The organism is Streptomyces sp. NPDC053665 (assembly GCF_055585285.1).
On the sequence record NZ_JBVJKK010000007.1, the window covers coordinates 313,660 to 327,967 of the forward strand.

A 14,308-nucleotide genomic window follows, 5' to 3' on the forward strand; every position below is an offset into this window, starting at 1 on the left:
GCACGTACCGTCGAAGGCATGACGCATCTCGACGCGGGTGCCCGGACCGGCTCCGCACCGCCGGGGACGATCACCGCACGCGAGACGGGGCTGACCGGCGCCCAAGTCGCCGAGCGGGTGCGGCGCGGGCAGGTCAACGACGTGCCGGTGCGCAGCAGCCGGTCGGTCGCCGAGATCGTCCGGGCGAACGTCTTCACCCGCTTCAACGCGATCATCGGCGTGCTGTGGCTGATCATGCTGGTCGTCGCACCGATCCAGGACAGCCTGTTCGGGTTCGTGATCCTCGCCAACACCGGCATCGGCATCGTGCAGGAGTGGCGGGCGAAGAAGACCCTGGACTCGCTCGCGGTGATCGGTGAGGTGCGCCCGACCGTGCGCCGCGACGGGGCTTCCGCGCAGGTCCACACCTCCGAGATCGTCCTCGACGACCTGATCGAGATCGGCCCGGGCGACAAGGTCGTCGTGGACGGGGTGTGCGCCGAGGCCGACGGGCTGGAGATCGACGAGTCGCTGCTCACCGGCGAGGCCGACCCGGTCGTCAAGCAGCCCGGCGACCCGGTGATGTCCGGCAGTTTCGTGGTGGCGGGCGGCGGGGCGTTCCAGGCCACGAAGGTCGGCCGGGAGGCGTACGCGGCGCAGCTCGCCGAGGAGGCCTCCCGGTTCACGCTCGTCCAGTCCGAGCTGCGCTCGGGCATCTCCACCATCCTGAAGTACGTCACCTGGATGATGGTCCCGACCGCGATCGGCCTGATCGTCAGCCAGCTGTTCGTGAAGGAGAACGCCTTCGACGACTCCGTCGCCCGCACGGTCGGCGGCATCGTCCCGATGGTCCCCGAGGGTCTGGTCCTGCTCACCTCGGTCGCCTTCGCCATCGGCGTGATCCGGCTGGGCCGCAAGCAGTGCCTGGTCCAGGAGCTGCCCGCGATCGAGGGCCTGGCCCGGGTCGACACCGTCTGCCTGGACAAGACCGGCACCCTCACCGAGGGCGGCATGGACGTCACGGGGACGCACCCGCTCCGGGGCGCGGACGAGACGTACGTGCGGAAGGTGCTCGGCGCCCTCGGCGCGTCGGACCCGCGGCCCAACGCCTCGCTGAAGGCGATCATCGACGCGTACCCGGCCGTGGCGGACTGGCCCTGCACCGAGGCGCTGCCGTTCTCCTCGGCCCGCAAGTACAGCGGTGCCGCCTTCGACGAGGGCGGCGGGCGGACCTCGCGGTGGCTGCTGGGCGCGCCGGACGTGCTGCTGGCGGACGACGACGAGGCGCTCGCGGAGACCGGCCGGCTCAACGAGCAGGGTCTGCGGGTGCTGCTGCTCGTCCGGGTCGCGCGGGACCTCGGCGATCCCCGGGTGACCGAGGGCGCCGAGCCCACCGCCCTGGTCGTGCTGGAGCAGCGGCTGCGGCCGGACGCGGCCGACACCCTGCGCTACTTCGCCGACCAGGACGTACGGGCCAAGGTCATCTCGGGCGACAACGCGGTCTCGGTCGGTGCGGTCGCCGCCAAGCTGGGGCTGTCCGGGACCACCGTGGACGCGCGGCGGCTGCCCGACGATCAGGACGGCATGGCGGACGCGGTCGACGACGGCACGGTGTTCGGCCGGGTCACCCCGCAGCAGAAGCGGAACATGGTCGGGGCGTTGCAGTCGCGCGGGCACACCGTCGCGATGACGGGGGACGGCGTCAACGACGTGCTCGCCCTCAAGGACGCCGACATCGGTGTGGCGATGGGCTCCGGCTCGGAGGCGACCCGGGCGGTCGCGCAGATCGTGCTGCTGAACAACAGTTTCGCGACCCTGCCGTCGGTGGTCGCCGAGGGCCGCCGGGTGATCGGCAACATCACGCGCGTGGCGACGCTGTTCCTCGTCAAGACGGTGTACTCGGTACTGCTGGCCGTCCTGGTGGTGTGCTCGCAGGTGGAGTACCCGTTCCTGCCCCGCCATCTGACCCTGCTGTCGACGCTGACGATCGGGGTCCCGGCGTTCTTCCTGGCGCTCGCGCCCAACAAGGAGCGCGCGAGGCCGCACTTCGTCCGGCGGGTCATGCGGTACGCGATCCCCGGCGGGGTGGTCGCGGCGGTGGCCACCTTCGCCACGTACCTCCTCGCGCGGGGGCACTACGCGGGGCCGGGCGCGCTGGACGCGGAGACCAGCGCGGCGACGCTGACGCTGTTCCTCGTGTCGATGTGGGTGCTGGCGATCATCGCCCGGCCCTACACCTGGTGGCGGATCGCGCTGGTCGCCGCGATGGGAGGGGCGTTCCTGCTGGTGCTGGTGGTCCCGTGGTTGCAGCACTTCTTCGCGCTGAAGCTGGTGGGGATGACGATGCCGTGGACCGCCGTCGGCATCGCGGCGGTGGCGGCGGCCGCCCTGGAACTCCTGTGGAGAGGGGTGGACCGCCGCTTCCCCGCGTAGCCGGGGCTACTGCACGTCGACGAAGTCGCCCGTGGCGTTGACGGCCGGGGTGGTCGTCGTGCCGGCGAACGAGTACCGGAAGTAGCCGTCCGTGGAGGCCGTGACGGTGGTCTTCAGCTCACCCGTGCTGTTCGACTTGATGGTCTTCAGCGTGGTGTAGGTGCTGGAGCCCTTCTTCCGGAACTGAAGCTTCACGGACTGGTTGGTGTAGCCCGCGTACTTGAGCGTCTCCCAGTTGGCCCGCGACAGCTTGCCGGTGACCGTGATGGTCCTGCCCTTCTTGACCGGCTCGGGCGAGGCGTTGACCGTCAGCCTGGAGGCACGCTGGAACTGGAAGGAGGCGGCCTTCTCCTTCCAGTTCCAGTCGCCGTCCTCGGCGTCGACCCAGGCGCCCACGTACCAGGTGCCGGCGTTGGCGTTGCTGAAGTAGTCGACCTTGGGGTCGACCAGGACCGAGGCGGTGCAGGTCGAGGTGGTCGAGCTCGCCGCCTTGCAGGTGGGCCTGCCGGTGGAGAGGTACCCGTAGTCGGGGCCCTCGAGCGAGAACTCGTCGGCGCTCGCGATGCCGGAGTCGTCGGTGGCGGTCACACTGACCTTGATCGTCTTCGGTTCCGAGATGCCGAGGGACACCTTGTTGTCGCCGTCGACGACGACCTTGGTGATCCGGGTGTCGCCGTCACCGCCGTCGGCCTGGGCGGCCGGGACGGCGAGGGCGGAGAGGGCCAGGGCGCCGGTGACGGCGGCCACGGTGGCTCGAATGCGCATGCGTTCCCCAGGTGGAGAGGGGCCCCGGTGCTCGTCGTCGGCTCCCGGGGCCCAGGTGATCGTGGAGTCTGCTGACTCACGCGATCAGATCCGCAAGGCGGGGGAAAGGTTGTATGGAGGGTGAAGAATTCGTGAGCGCCGGCTCTCCCTCAGTCGAACCACCGGTCCCGGGCCAGTTCCCGGGTGCGGGACGGGTCCTCCAGGAGGGCCGCCACCTCGAAGCGGCGGGGCCACTGACCCGCCGCCCAGGCGAGTCCGGCGGCGACGCCCTCCAGGGTGGCCGCGTGCAGCACACCGTCGTCGGTCAGCCGCCAGTCGATCTCCACCCCGTCCACGACGAGTTCCTCGTGCTCGACGTAGGAGGCCGGGGTCCGCGCCCCGAGCAGCGTCCGCACCGCCTCCGGCACCTCGTGCCCGGTGCCCTCGGAGGTGACCTCGCCGGTGACGGACTCGCTGAGCCGCCGCACCTGGAACAGCTCCGCCAGCTCCGCGGCCCGGGCCGGGCGTACGGGCAGCAGGGGCACACCCCGGGTGAACGGCAGCAGGTCGGGCGAGTCGCAGACCACCGCGTCGGCCGCGTCCACGACCTCCACCCGGCCGTCGACGACCGCGCGCAGATCGTCCGGCAATGTCACCTGGTCCGGGTCCAGGTCGGCCAGCGCCCCGTACAGCGCGTGCAGTTGCGCGGCCGTCACCTCCCGCTCCGGGTCGGCCAGCCGGTCGAGCAGTTCGGCGGCGCCGCCGGGCTCGTCCAGCAGCGCGGCGACGGACGTGCGCACGCCCAGCGCCCGCAGCACCTGCTCGTCGTCGAAGCCGGTGGCGTCGGCCTCGTCGTACAGGCCCCGCAGCAGCCGGTCCCCTCCGGCCGAGCGCAGACCCGCCGGGCGGCGGCCGTCCAGCACGGGGTTCCCGCGCAGCCACCAGGCGGTGTACGGCCGGACGACCTCGTGCGTCCCGTCGTGCAGCAGGATCCGCACGGGCTGCACCAGGGCGTCCCGCAGCGGCGGCCGGGACAGCAGCGCCAGCGCCTGCGGCCACTTGTCCTCGTCGACCAGGTCCAGGTCCCGCACCGCGACGATCTCGGTCGCCACCGGCGGCACCGGGCTGTCGGGGAACCGGTCGAGCACGTCCTCGCACCACACGTCGACGGCGTCCAGCAGCCCCGGATCGTCCGGCTCCGCGAAGTCGCCCTCGCGCGGCTCCAGTTCGTCCGGGTCGAGGACGACGTCGGTGGCGCGCACCAGCGCGAAGTCCACCAGCACCCCGCACGCGGCCAGCGGCTGCTCCCCCCAGCGCGACGCCAGCTCCGCGTCCACGAAGGCCAGTTCGCCCTCCCGCATGACCCCGGCGAACGGCCCGCCCGGGTAGACCAGTTCGCACGCCGGGGCCGGTTCGCCGTCCTCGTCGGGCAGGGCGAGCGCGCCGAGCCAGGGCTCCTCGCCGGGCTCCAGACCGGCGTCCCGGACCAGGCCCAGCACGGTGTCGGCCAGCTCCTCGGCGTCGAGGACGTCGTCCTCCCAGTTCAGCCCGCCCTCGTCGTCCAGGGAGGCGGCGACGGCGGCCCTCACCTGCGGAGTGGTGAGGACGGCCCGCGGGGTGGCGGGCAAGGCCCCCAGCTTCTCCAGGATCGGGTGGACGGCGTCCGGGTGGGCGACCTTCAGCCCCAGCCGGGCCAGGACCTCCGGGTCGATGCGGGCGGTCTCCGGCCCGGGCAGCAGCACCTGCCGCGGCCCGATCGTCGTACGTCCCGCTCCGCTGCCGGACGTCTCGGGCCCGCCCCCGGCCAGCGGCACGGGCAGTCCCGACAGCCGGTCCGGGTCGACCCCGGCGAGAGCGTCGTAGAGCCGCCGCCACCAGCCCGGCTCCTTCTCCAGCCCGGCCAGCCGGTCGATCGCGTCGGTCAGGGGGACCCGGGCGACCCCGAGGGTGCGCAGCTCGGGGCGGCGTTCCAGTCCGGCGGGCAGCAGCGTGGGCAGCACCTCGGCGAGGACCCGCACGGCGTCCGCGCCCGCGCCCTCGACGAGTTCGGCGTCCCGCGGCCGCAGGGACTCGGGCAGGTCGTCGTCCTCCTGCGGCGGGAGGGCGGGCGGGAGGAACGCGGTGCGCGGCAGCCGCTGGAGGACGGCGTGCCGCAGGGCGCCGTCCAGTTCGCCCTTGCCGAGCGGGCCGGGCACCAGGTCGATGATGCCGGTGGACACCGGGCGCCAGGCGGCGAGGAGTTCGGCGTAGGCGTCGGCGGCACGCTCGACCAGGAAGTCGGTCAGCGGGCCCGGGGCGGCGTGGCGGCGCGTGGAGTCCAGCGGGAAGGACGCGATGAGCAGCGCGGGGACACCGAGCGGCTCGTCGCTGGGCGTGGGGGCGTGCACCACGGGGCTAGTGCGCGGCCGGGCCGGGCCGCCGTCGCCGTCCACGGGCACGGCCCAGGTGACCGACCAGTGCGGCCGCAGCCGTTCCTCGACGGGCCGGTCGGCGAGCAGGCCCGGGTCGAGGGGGCCGTGGGCGGCGGCGATGCGCCAGTGGGTGACGCCGTCGCGGGAGTCGTCGACGACGGTGAAGGGACCGTCGGTGCGGCGGGTGAGGGTGCGCGGGCTCTCGTCGCCGATCTCGACGACGACCTCCTCCAGCCCGGGCAGGGCGAGCAGCAGCGCGTCGTCGACGGACCGCAGCAGCCGCTCGGCGAGATCGGCGGCGGCCGCGTCGCGCAGCGGCAGGATGACGGCCGTGTCGTACGGGGCGGGCGCGGTGCCCTCGGCGGCGAACGGCAGCCGCAGCAGCGGGACGTGGCCGTCGCGCCGGCGCACCTCGTCACCGAGACCGGGGCTGTGCCGCGCCGTGTCGGCGGCCAGGTCCCTGGCCTCGGCGAGGGACCAGCGCACCCCGCCGTGCCGGCCGACGACGGCGGGCTCGTCGGTGACGGACAGCACGGCGGCGAAGCCGACGCCGAACCGCCCGACGGAGGGCGTGTCGCGTTTGGCGGACGCCCGCAGCGTGGACAGCGACTCGACACCGGCCGCGTCCAGCGGGGCACCGGTGTTGGCGGCGACGAGCACCCCGTCGCGCAGCGTCAGCCGCAGCCGCCCGGCGGCCCCGGAGCGGGCCGCGGCGTCGGCGGCGTTCTGGGCCAGTTCGACGACGAGCCGGTCCCGGTAGCCGCCCAGGACCAGGTCCTCCTCGGCGTTGGCGTCCTCACGGAACCGGGCCGGGCTGGTGGCCCAGGCGTCGAGGACACCGCGCCGCAGCCGGGCCGTGCCGAAGGGGTCGGCACCCTCGGCGGCGGGGCGCACGAACTTGCTGCTCACGTTGACTCTCCTCATCGGCCCTGATCGGCGTGAGGTCGAAGGTACCGCTCCCCGGCGGGGCGGCGAGACGGCCGTGAGCGGCGCGGGCCCGGTGCGCCGGGCGTCAGACCCGGGAGGCGTACGGCACGAACGCCGCCCAGGTGCCCGGGGTGAAGCCGATGCGGGGGCCGTCGGCGTCCTTGGAGTCGCGGACGAGGACGGCGCCGGGGGTGAGGGCGAGTTCGACGCAGGAGTTGCCGTCGTTGCCACCGCTGTAGCTGCTCTTGAACCACGCCGGCTCGGAAGCGTCCCCGCCGTTGGTCTTGCGGATCATGTTTCTCCCAGCAGTTCGTCGATGAGGGCCGTTGACTCGCGTGGAGAGAGTGCCTGAGCCCGGATCGTGCCATACCTCAGCTCAAGGATGCGCAGGTGCCTCGGATCGGAGGTCGGCCGACCGCTGAAGGCGCCGTCGGAGCGCCCTACCGCCGTCCCGTCCGCGAACTTCATCAATTCGATCCTGCCGTCCATCCCGGAGTGGGTGTCACAGTTCATCGGCATCACCTGCAACACGACGTTGTGCAACTTCCCCACCTCCAACAGGCGTTCGAGCTGCCGACGCCAAGCCATCCTCCCCCCGATAGGGCGTCGTAGAACCCCCTCTTCCAGGACGAAGCTGAGGGCCGGGGCCGGGTCACGCTCGAAGACCGCCTGCCGAGCCAGGCGAGCGGCCACCATGCGTTCCACGTCGTCCGGCGAGTACGGAGGCTGTGCGGCTCCGATCACGGCTCGCGCGTGCTCCGGCGTCTGCAACAGCCCGGCGACGATGTTGCACTCGTACAACCCGATCTCGACCGCCTTCGCCTCCAGCTTCCCCAGCTCCCGGACCCGTTTGGGATACCGGACCTTCTTCACGTCCTCCCAGGCCGCCGCGAGGAGTCCACCCGCGTCCAGGACCTCGTCCGCCCGGTCGAGGAACTCCTGGCGGGGGATCCGCTTGCCGCCCTCGATCTTGTAGACCATGTCCTCGCCGTAGCCGACCGCCCGGCCGAACTCGGCGGCCCGCATCCCCGCCGCCTCGCGCCGCAGCTTGAGCTGCCTGCCGACGGTGGTGATGACCGCGACACCCCACTCGTCGTCCGGGTCCACCTCCCAACCCGGCTCGTCCGCCTCGCTCTTGAGCCGACCCGCCCCCGCCTCGACCGCCGTCATGCCGCACCTCTCCCTCGGAACGAACACCCGAAGTGACCATAGACGTACACGGGGTGACGGCACGCCGGTTGCCGGAACCCGCGTTCCCGGGCTTCGGTGCCGTCGGTGCCCTCCAGAGAAAAGAACCGCGGGAGAAAGGACCCCGCCAAGCCCCACCCTTTCCCGCCCGGCGGCGCGCGCTCACTCGGGAGGGTGAACATCACCGGCTGAGCTGGATTTTCGGGGGCCCGGCACCTCTACGCTCAGCGCACACAACCGAAAAAGACTTCGGCCCCCGCCGGGACGGCAATCCCAGTGCGAGGGCCTGACCACCAAGGAAGAAACGACCTTCCCCGATGGATACCCAAAACCCTAGCGCGCCCTCGCGCGCCCGGTCAGCCGCCGACCGCAATTCGACCCGTTCGCGTCACCGCTCGGGCGGCGTCGTCCACGAGAACACCCGCCACACCACCCGCTTCGTGGTGATCGGCAACCACCTCGCCCAGCACGAGGAGTTGTCGCTCCTCGCGATCGGCCTGGGCTGCCACATCCAGTCGCTGCCCGCCGGGACTCCCGTGGACATCAAGAGCCTCGCCGCGCGGTTCACGGAGGGCACCACGCGGATCGCCGGCGCCCTGCGCGAACTGGAAGCCCACGGCTACCTCCGCCGTGAACGCGTCCGCACCCCCACCGGCCGTATCGTCACCCGGACCATCTCCTGCAACCAACCGGGCCACCGGCGAGAGCCGGCCGGCTCCGACTGCCCCGACCCGCGGCCCCGGCCGGAACCGGCGCGAAGGCCCCGGCCCCCCAAGGCCCTCCCCGCCGTCCCCCGGCCGACCCCCGCCGCAGCCACCGCGCTGCACCAGCAGGCGACCGATCTCCTCACCGGCCTGCGCCAGTCCGACCCCCGCCTGCTGCTGTCCGCGACGGACACCGCGCATCTGGCCCCCGGCGTGGCGGCCTGGCTGGAGCGCGACGTCGCACCCGCCGCCGTACGCCACGCCCTGACCACCGGTCTCCCCGACGGGCCCCTGCGCCGCCCCGCGGCGCTGCTCGCCCACCGCCTCACGGCCCGGCTGCCGGACCCGCCCCCGTACGCCGCCCCGATCCCCCCACCCGCGCCACGCCACCCGCTGCGCTCCTGCGAGACCTGCGACCGCGCCTTCCGCGCCCCGGCGACCGAGAGCCACTGCCGCGGCTGCCTCACGCACCCGGGGCTCTGAGAGGAGGCCGGCGCACCACCGCCGGCCCCCCGGGGCACGCTACGAGTGGCCGAGATCGGCCGAGGTGTCGTCGTCCGTGACCGGCACCGAGCCGGAGTCCGGGGCCGGGCGGAGCGGGAAGGGGTCCACACGCGTCTCGTCCACGACCGGCGGGGCCGGCTGCGGCGGGCGGGGCATGACGGCCGCCTCGGAGTGGCCGCCGCAGCCGTAGGCCAGGGAGACCAGCCGGCCGTCGGCCGGGGAGAACTCGTTGGCGCAGGCGCCGAAGGCCTGGCCGAGGGAGCCGCCGATCGGCACCAGGAAGCCGCAGCTGACACAGGACGCGGGGGCCGACTGGGCCATGGGGGTCTTGGCGCCGAACGCCTCCTCCCAGCGGTCGGCCGCGGTGTGCAGCCCGTAACGGGACAGCACCCGGGCGCGGCGCATGCCCAGCTCCTCCGCGACGGCGGCGATGGAGCCGCGCGACGGGGTGAGCGGGAGGCGGGCGGGGCCGTCCCCGGTGACGTCGGCGTCCTCCGCCTCCACCAGGTCGGCCATCTCGTGGGAGACCGCGGAGTTGGGCGGCGGCTCCTCCTCACCGGAGAAGCCGGGCTCCAGGCGCAGGTCCTCGGCGTCCGTGGGGAGCAGGTCGCCCGGGCCCATGTCGCCCGGCCGCAGCCGCTCGCTCCACGGCACCCACTCGGGCGCCAGCACCGCGTCCGGCCCGGGCAGCAGGACCGCCTCGTCGACCGTGACCACCTTCGCACGGGACGCCCGGGCCACGGTCACGGCCCAGCGCCAGCCCCGGTAGCCCAGTTCCCGGCACGCGAAGAAGTGCGTGACAACGCGGTCCCCCTCGGAGACCGCCCCCACGTGCTCGCCGACGATCCCCGGCGCGGCGGCCTCCTCGGCGGCGGCGCGTGCGAGGTCGACGGCCTCGGCGCACAGGCGGTCAGGGGTGCGGCTTCGCGTTGTCGCTGCGCTCACAGGTATCGCTTCTCTCCATACGCCGTCTCACGAGTGCGCCACTCCCGGCGCGGGGACGGACGGAGCGGACCGGGGGACCGCGTCGACGTCCTTCATCCATTCTGCGGGATGGCTGAGATACGCACGCTACCCTTCCGCCCCACTTCGCGTACACCGACGGTCCTGATACCCACCGGACCGGTCATCACCGATCGCCCCCGGACAGTCACCCCAGAGGCCCTATACAAGCGGTAATGGCACTAGCCACAGCCTTATCGGGGCACTATGACGACGTGGCAGCCGCGAAGACGCCCCAGGGCGCCACCGGGACCGGTGGGTCGAAAGGGGTCAAGGGAACCAGCCGACCGCACACGCCGGGCCGTCGGGGCCCCTTCCGCGCGTTCGGGCGCGCCCTGCACTTCCCGTTCACCGGAACCGCCCGCGGCATCCGCAAGGCCACCCACGCGCACGGCGCCGGCGAGTCCGGCCTCGGCAAGCTGATCGAACTGCACGCGGTCAACGGCGCCGGCGACGTCATGATCACCGTGGCCCTCGCCTCCACGGTGTTCTTCTCCGTGCCGACCGACGAGGCGCGCGGGCGCGTCGCGCTCTACCTCGCCATCACGATGGCGCCCTTCACCCTCCTCGCCCCCGTCATCGGCCCCCTCCTCGACCGCATCCCGCACGGCCGCCGCGCCGCGATGGCCGGAGCGATGTTCGCCCGGGCGCTGCTCGCGATCGTGCTGTCCGGCGCCGTCGCCAGCGGCAGCCTGCAGCTCTACCCGGCGGCGCTCGGCGTCCTCGTCGCCTCGAAGGCGTACGGCGTGGTCAGAAGCGCCGTGGTGCCGCGGCTGCTGCCCCCGCGCTTCTCCCTGGTCAAGGCCAACTCGCGGGTCACCCTGGGCGGCCTCCTCGCCACCGGCATCGCCGCCCCCATCGGCGCGGGGCTCCAGCAGATCGGCCCGCGCTGGCCGCTCTACGGCGCCTTCCTGATCTTCATCGCGGGAACGTTCCTGTCGTTCACCCTGCCGCCGAAGGTCGACTCGGCCAAGGGTGAGGACCGCGCCCTGCTGGCCGCGGACGAGCAGCACCTGCACGGGCCCCACCGCCGGCCGGTCAAACGCCCCGGGCTGCGGACGGTCGGGCCGGCCGTCACCCACGCACTGGCCGTCAACGCCTCCATCCGCTGCCTCACCGGCTTCCTGATCTTCTTCCTCGCGTTCCTGCTGCGCGAGCACCCGATCTCCGGCCAGAGCGCCGCCGTGTCCCTGGGGATAGTGGGCGTCGCCGCGGGGGCCGGCAACGCGCTCGGCACGGCCGTCGGGGCGTGGCTGCGCTCCCGGGCCCCGGAGATCATCATCGTGACGGTCGTGGCGTGCGTGCTGGGCGCGGCGATCACGGCCGCGGTGTTCTTCGGGGCGATCCTCGTCGCCGTGCTGGCCGCGATCGCGGGCTTCGCCCAGGCGCTGGCCAAGCTGTCGCTGGACGCGCTGATCCAGCGCGACGTGCCCGAACTGGTCCGCACCTCGGCCTTCGCCCGCTCCGAGACACTGCTGCAGATGTCCTGGGTGCTGGGCGGGGCGATCGGCATCGTCATGCCGCTCAACGGCACGGCGGGGCTCGCGGTCGGCGCCGCGATCGTCGGCACCGGCTGGCTGGCGAACGCCCGCGGCCTGATCGACTCGGCCCGGCGCGGAGGCACGGGCCGGGCCCGTGTGGCCTAGGAGCCCCGGCCGCCCGGGCCCCGGCCGCCCGGACCCCGCCCGGTGAGACACCACGCGGGCACCCGAGCCGGACCCGGACAAGGGTGGCACGGGCGCGCCGGACCCCGCGTGGGCGGTGTGACCCGCGGGCCCGATAGCCTTCGCCCATGAACACGTTGCAATCCGCTGTGCGACGCCGCCGCGCCGTCGCCGCCGCCGGCGTCGTATCCGCCGGACTGCTCGTCCTGTCGGCCTGTGACAAGCCGACGTCGATGGCCACGCTGACCGTGGGCAGCGACTCGGTGAGCTCCGAGGCCACCTGCGGCGGCGAGGGCAAGTCCCTGAAGACCTCCGCGCTCAGCCAGTGCCTGAAGGACAAGGGCATCAAGAGCATCTCCGTCGACCCCGACGAGACCGTCCGGTTCGGTGTCGACCCGGAGATCGCCGACGAGGGCTGGACGATCCTGATGAACGGTCAGCCGCTGACCGAGGCCAGCAAGAAGACCTACCGCACGATCCCGGGCAGCGTGTTCTTCAACGCCCAGTACGGCGCGCAGGGCAACTCCACGCTGGTGTCCATCAAGGCCGGCGAGAAGGACACCCAGGGCCTCTGGAACTTCAAGCTCAAGAAGGACGCCTGATCGCTGCCGCCGAGCCCCACCGGGTGCTGGTCGCCACCGCGGTTCCCGTGGAGCGGGACGCGGTGGCCGCGGGCCTGCGCGGCAGCAACAGCGGCGGCGGCGGCACGGACGTGATCGCCGCCGGGGTCGGACCCGCGCTCGCCGCGGCCTCGACCGCCTCCGCCCTCACCACCGCCGCCCTGCGCGGCACCCCCTACGACCTCGTCGTCTCCGCCGGCATCGGCGGCGGGTTCCTGCCCGCGGCACCCCCGGGATCACTCGTGATCGCCGACGAGATCGTCGCGGCCGACCTCGGCGCGCAGACCGAGGACGGGTTCCTGTCGGTCACCGAGCTGGGCTTCGGCACGGTCCGGCACGAGCCGCCCGCCGCCCTGGTGCGCCGGGCCGCCGACGCCACCGGCGCCCCGGCCGGCGCCGTACTGACCGTGTCGACCGTGACCGGCACCGCCGCCCGTGCCGCGGCACTGGCCGAGCGGCACCCCACCGCCCTCGCCGAGGCGATGGAGGGCTTCGGCGTCGCCGAGGCCGCCGCCGCGCAGGGGGTGCCCGTACTGGAGATCCGGGCGATCTCCAATCCCGTCGGACCGCGCGACCGCGCCGCCTGGCGCATCCCCGACGCCCTGACGGCCCTCACCGAGGCGTTCGGGAAGCTCGCGCCCGTCCTGGAGAGTTGGAACCGGCATGACCGCTGAGCAGCTGCAGATCGCGTACTCCCCCTGCCCGAACGACACCTTCGTCTTCGACGCCCTGGCCCACGGCCGCGTCCCCGGTGCCCCCGCGCTGGACGTGACCTTCGCCGACATCGACATCACCAACGGCATGGCCGAACGCGGCGAGCACGACGTGCTCAAGGTGTCGTACGCCGTCCTGCCCTACGTACTGGACGACTACGCCCTGCTGCCCTGCGGCGGCGCGCTGGGACGCGGCTGCGGGCCGCTCGTGCTGACCCGGGAGGCGGGTGCCGACCTCACGGGGCGGACCGTCGCGGTGCCGAGCGAGACGTCGACCGCCTACCTGCTGTTCCGGCTGTGGGCCGCGGACACCCTGGACGGCGGGGTCGGCGAGATCGTCGTCATGCCGTTCCACGAGATCATGCCGGCCGTGCGCGACGGGAAGGTCGACGCGGGACTCGTGATCCACGAGGCGCGCTTCACCTACCGGAACTACGGGCTGCACAAGCTCGCCGACATGGGCGAGCACTGGGAGCGCACCACCGGCCTGCCGATCCCGCTCGGCGCGATCATCGCCAGGCGGTCGCTGGGCGAGGAGCGGCTGCGGCTGCTCGCCGACGCGGTCCGGGCGTCCGTGCGGGCCGCGTGGGACGACCCGGAGGCGTCCCGGCCGTACGTCATGGAGCACGCCCAGGAGATGGACCCGGCCGTCGCCGACCAGCACATCGGGCTGTACGTCAACGAGTTCACCGCCGACCTCGGCGAGGACGGCTACGCCGCCGTGCGCGGGCTGCTGACCCGCGCGGCGGCCGAGGGACTCGTCCCGCCCCTCGGCCCGGACGCGCTGCGGTTCCCCTGAGCCCGGTGGGCCCGCACGGCGGTCGGCCGGCCGGTCAGACGTCCAGCTGGTCGGCGACCGCGCGCAGCAGCCCGGCGATCTTCTTGCCGGCGGTCTTCTCGGGGTAGCGGCCCCGCTCCAGCATCGGCGTGATGTTCTCCAGAAGCGTGGTCAGGTCCTGGACGATCGAGGCCAGCTCGTCCGGCTTCTTGCGTGTCGCCGCCGCGACGGACGGGGTCGGGTCCAGGATCGTCAACGACAGCGCCTGGTCGCCGCGCTGCCCGGCCACGACGCCGAACTCCACGCGCTGGCCCGGCTTGAGCGTCTCGACTCCGGCGGGGAGGACCGAGGAATGGACGAAGACGTCACCGCCGTCGTCACGGGAGAGAAAGCCGAAGCCCTTCTCACTGTTGAACCACTTGACCTTGCCAGTCGGCAAAGCACACGCTCCCTCGATCGGTCCCGGACGGGGCCGGACGCCACTGAACTGCCGTTGACCACCTTACTGGGGCTCTCCCCAGGGACACACGGCCTTAATCCCGCCCCGGACCCGGAGCCCCCGCCCAGGTAAGGCAGAGTCCGGGAGGGGCTGTTGGGGGACCCGGCCAGGGTGCCGGTGCAGGGTGGCGCGGGAGTCCGGG

General features: G+C 73.4%; 12 protein-coding genes. 6 read left to right on the forward strand and 6 right to left on the reverse strand.

The genetic code is table 11. The features are described from left to right. Window positions 1–18: 18 nt before the first annotated feature. On the forward strand, window positions 19–2,412 hold the full coding sequence (locus ACZ6ZN_RS27210) for an HAD-IC family P-type ATPase (protein ID WP_451878817.1): 2,394 nt from the start codon (window positions 19–21) through the stop codon (window positions 2,410–2,412). A 6-nt stretch (window positions 2,413–2,418) separates the two neighbouring features. On the opposite strand, the gene ACZ6ZN_RS27215 is transcribed toward ACZ6ZN_RS27210, so the two are convergent. From ACZ6ZN_RS27215 to ACZ6ZN_RS27230, 4 genes are all read right to left on the reverse strand, one after another. Continuing rightward, complete coding sequence (locus ACZ6ZN_RS27215; RefSeq protein ID WP_469650276.1) at window positions 2,419–3,177, reverse strand: calcium-binding protein; 759 nt, start codon at window positions 3,175–3,177, stop codon at window positions 2,419–2,421. Between the two features lie 149 nt (window positions 3,178–3,326). Further along, window positions 3,327–6,491, reverse strand: coding sequence for a sacsin N-terminal ATP-binding-like domain-containing protein (locus ACZ6ZN_RS27220; RefSeq protein ID WP_469650278.1), 3,165 nt, complete (start codon window positions 6,489–6,491; stop codon window positions 3,327–3,329). A gap of 88 nt (window positions 6,492–6,579) precedes the next feature. Further along, complete coding sequence (locus ACZ6ZN_RS27225) at window positions 6,580–6,789, reverse strand: DUF397 domain-containing protein (RefSeq protein WP_451878820.1); 210 nt, start codon at window positions 6,787–6,789, stop codon at window positions 6,580–6,582. After that, window positions 6,786–7,664 (reverse strand): helix-turn-helix domain-containing protein, encoded by an 879-nt coding sequence (locus ACZ6ZN_RS27230; protein WP_469650280.1) that lies wholly within the window; start codon window positions 7,662–7,664, stop codon window positions 6,786–6,788. Before ACZ6ZN_RS27230 ends, ACZ6ZN_RS27225 begins: the two co-directional genes overlap by 4 nt. A 335-nt stretch (window positions 7,665–7,999) precedes the next feature. Here ACZ6ZN_RS27230 and ACZ6ZN_RS27235 point away from each other — a divergent pair, with 335 nt between their 5' ends. After that, window positions 8,000–8,869, forward strand: coding sequence for a helix-turn-helix domain-containing protein (locus tag ACZ6ZN_RS27235; RefSeq protein WP_469650283.1), 870 nt, complete (start codon window positions 8,000–8,002; stop codon window positions 8,867–8,869). 39 nt (window positions 8,870–8,908) lie between these two features. Here ACZ6ZN_RS27235 and ACZ6ZN_RS27240 read toward each other — a convergent pair whose 3' ends face one another. Beyond that, a complete protein-coding gene (locus tag ACZ6ZN_RS27240; RefSeq protein ID WP_398110935.1) occupies window positions 8,909–9,835 on the reverse strand; it encodes a DUF3027 domain-containing protein in 927 nt (308 codons plus the stop codon). A 272-nt stretch (window positions 9,836–10,107) separates the two neighbouring features. Between ACZ6ZN_RS27240 and ACZ6ZN_RS27245 the strand changes: the two genes are divergently transcribed. From ACZ6ZN_RS27245 to ACZ6ZN_RS27260, 4 genes are all read left to right on the forward strand, one after another. Further along, window positions 10,108–11,538 carry an MFS transporter gene (locus ACZ6ZN_RS27245; RefSeq protein WP_469650285.1) on the forward strand — a complete coding sequence of 477 codons (1,431 nt, stop codon included), beginning with the start codon at window positions 10,108–10,110 and terminating at the stop codon, window positions 11,536–11,538. Between the two features lie 146 nt (window positions 11,539–11,684). After that, on the forward strand, window positions 11,685–12,158 hold the full coding sequence (locus tag ACZ6ZN_RS27250; protein WP_398110933.1) for a DUF2771 domain-containing protein: 474 nt from the start codon (window positions 11,685–11,687) through the stop codon (window positions 12,156–12,158). 23 nt (window positions 12,159–12,181) lie between these two features. Beyond that, complete coding sequence (locus ACZ6ZN_RS27255; RefSeq protein ID WP_469650289.1) at window positions 12,182–12,850, forward strand: futalosine hydrolase; 669 nt, start codon at window positions 12,182–12,184, stop codon at window positions 12,848–12,850. After that, window positions 12,840–13,688 (forward strand): 1,4-dihydroxy-6-naphthoate synthase, encoded by an 849-nt coding sequence (locus ACZ6ZN_RS27260; RefSeq protein WP_469650292.1) that lies wholly within the window; start codon window positions 12,840–12,842, stop codon window positions 13,686–13,688. Before ACZ6ZN_RS27255 ends, ACZ6ZN_RS27260 begins: the two co-directional genes overlap by 11 nt. A gap of 34 nt (window positions 13,689–13,722) precedes the next feature. Here ACZ6ZN_RS27260 and ACZ6ZN_RS27265 read toward each other — a convergent pair whose 3' ends face one another. Beyond that, the gene (locus ACZ6ZN_RS27265; RefSeq protein ID WP_010035896.1) at window positions 13,723–14,106 is read right to left on the reverse strand and encodes a cold-shock protein; all 384 of its coding nucleotides are present in this window, start codon (window positions 14,104–14,106) and stop codon (window positions 13,723–13,725) included. Window positions 14,107–14,308 lie beyond the last annotated feature (202 nt).

What these genes read in the sequence shown, in the direction of transcription:
- ACZ6ZN_RS27215 (WP_469650276.1), bottom strand. Translation starts at nt 3,177, where the DNA reads ATGCGCATTCGAGCCACCGTGGCCGCCGTCACCGGCGCCCTGGCCCTC.
- ACZ6ZN_RS27230 (WP_469650280.1), bottom strand. Translation starts at nt 7,664, where the DNA reads ATGACGGCGGTCGAGGCGGGGGCGGGTCGGCTCAAGAGCGAGGCGGAC.
- ACZ6ZN_RS27235 (WP_469650283.1), top strand. Translation starts at nt 8,000, where the DNA reads ATGGATACCCAAAACCCTAGCGCGCCCTCGCGCGCCCGGTCAGCCGCC.
- ACZ6ZN_RS27225 (WP_451878820.1), bottom strand. Translation starts at nt 6,789, where the DNA reads ATGATCCGCAAGACCAACGGCGGGGACGCTTCCGAGCCGGCGTGGTTC.
- ACZ6ZN_RS27250 (WP_398110933.1), top strand. Translation starts at nt 11,685, where the DNA reads ATGAACACGTTGCAATCCGCTGTGCGACGCCGCCGCGCCGTCGCCGCC.
- ACZ6ZN_RS27210 (WP_451878817.1), top strand. Translation starts at nt 19, where the DNA reads ATGACGCATCTCGACGCGGGTGCCCGGACCGGCTCCGCACCGCCGGGG.
- ACZ6ZN_RS27220 (WP_469650278.1), bottom strand. Translation starts at nt 6,491, where the DNA reads ATGAGGAGAGTCAACGTGAGCAGCAAGTTCGTGCGCCCCGCCGCCGAG.
- ACZ6ZN_RS27260 (WP_469650292.1), top strand. Translation starts at nt 12,840, where the DNA reads ATGACCGCTGAGCAGCTGCAGATCGCGTACTCCCCCTGCCCGAACGAC.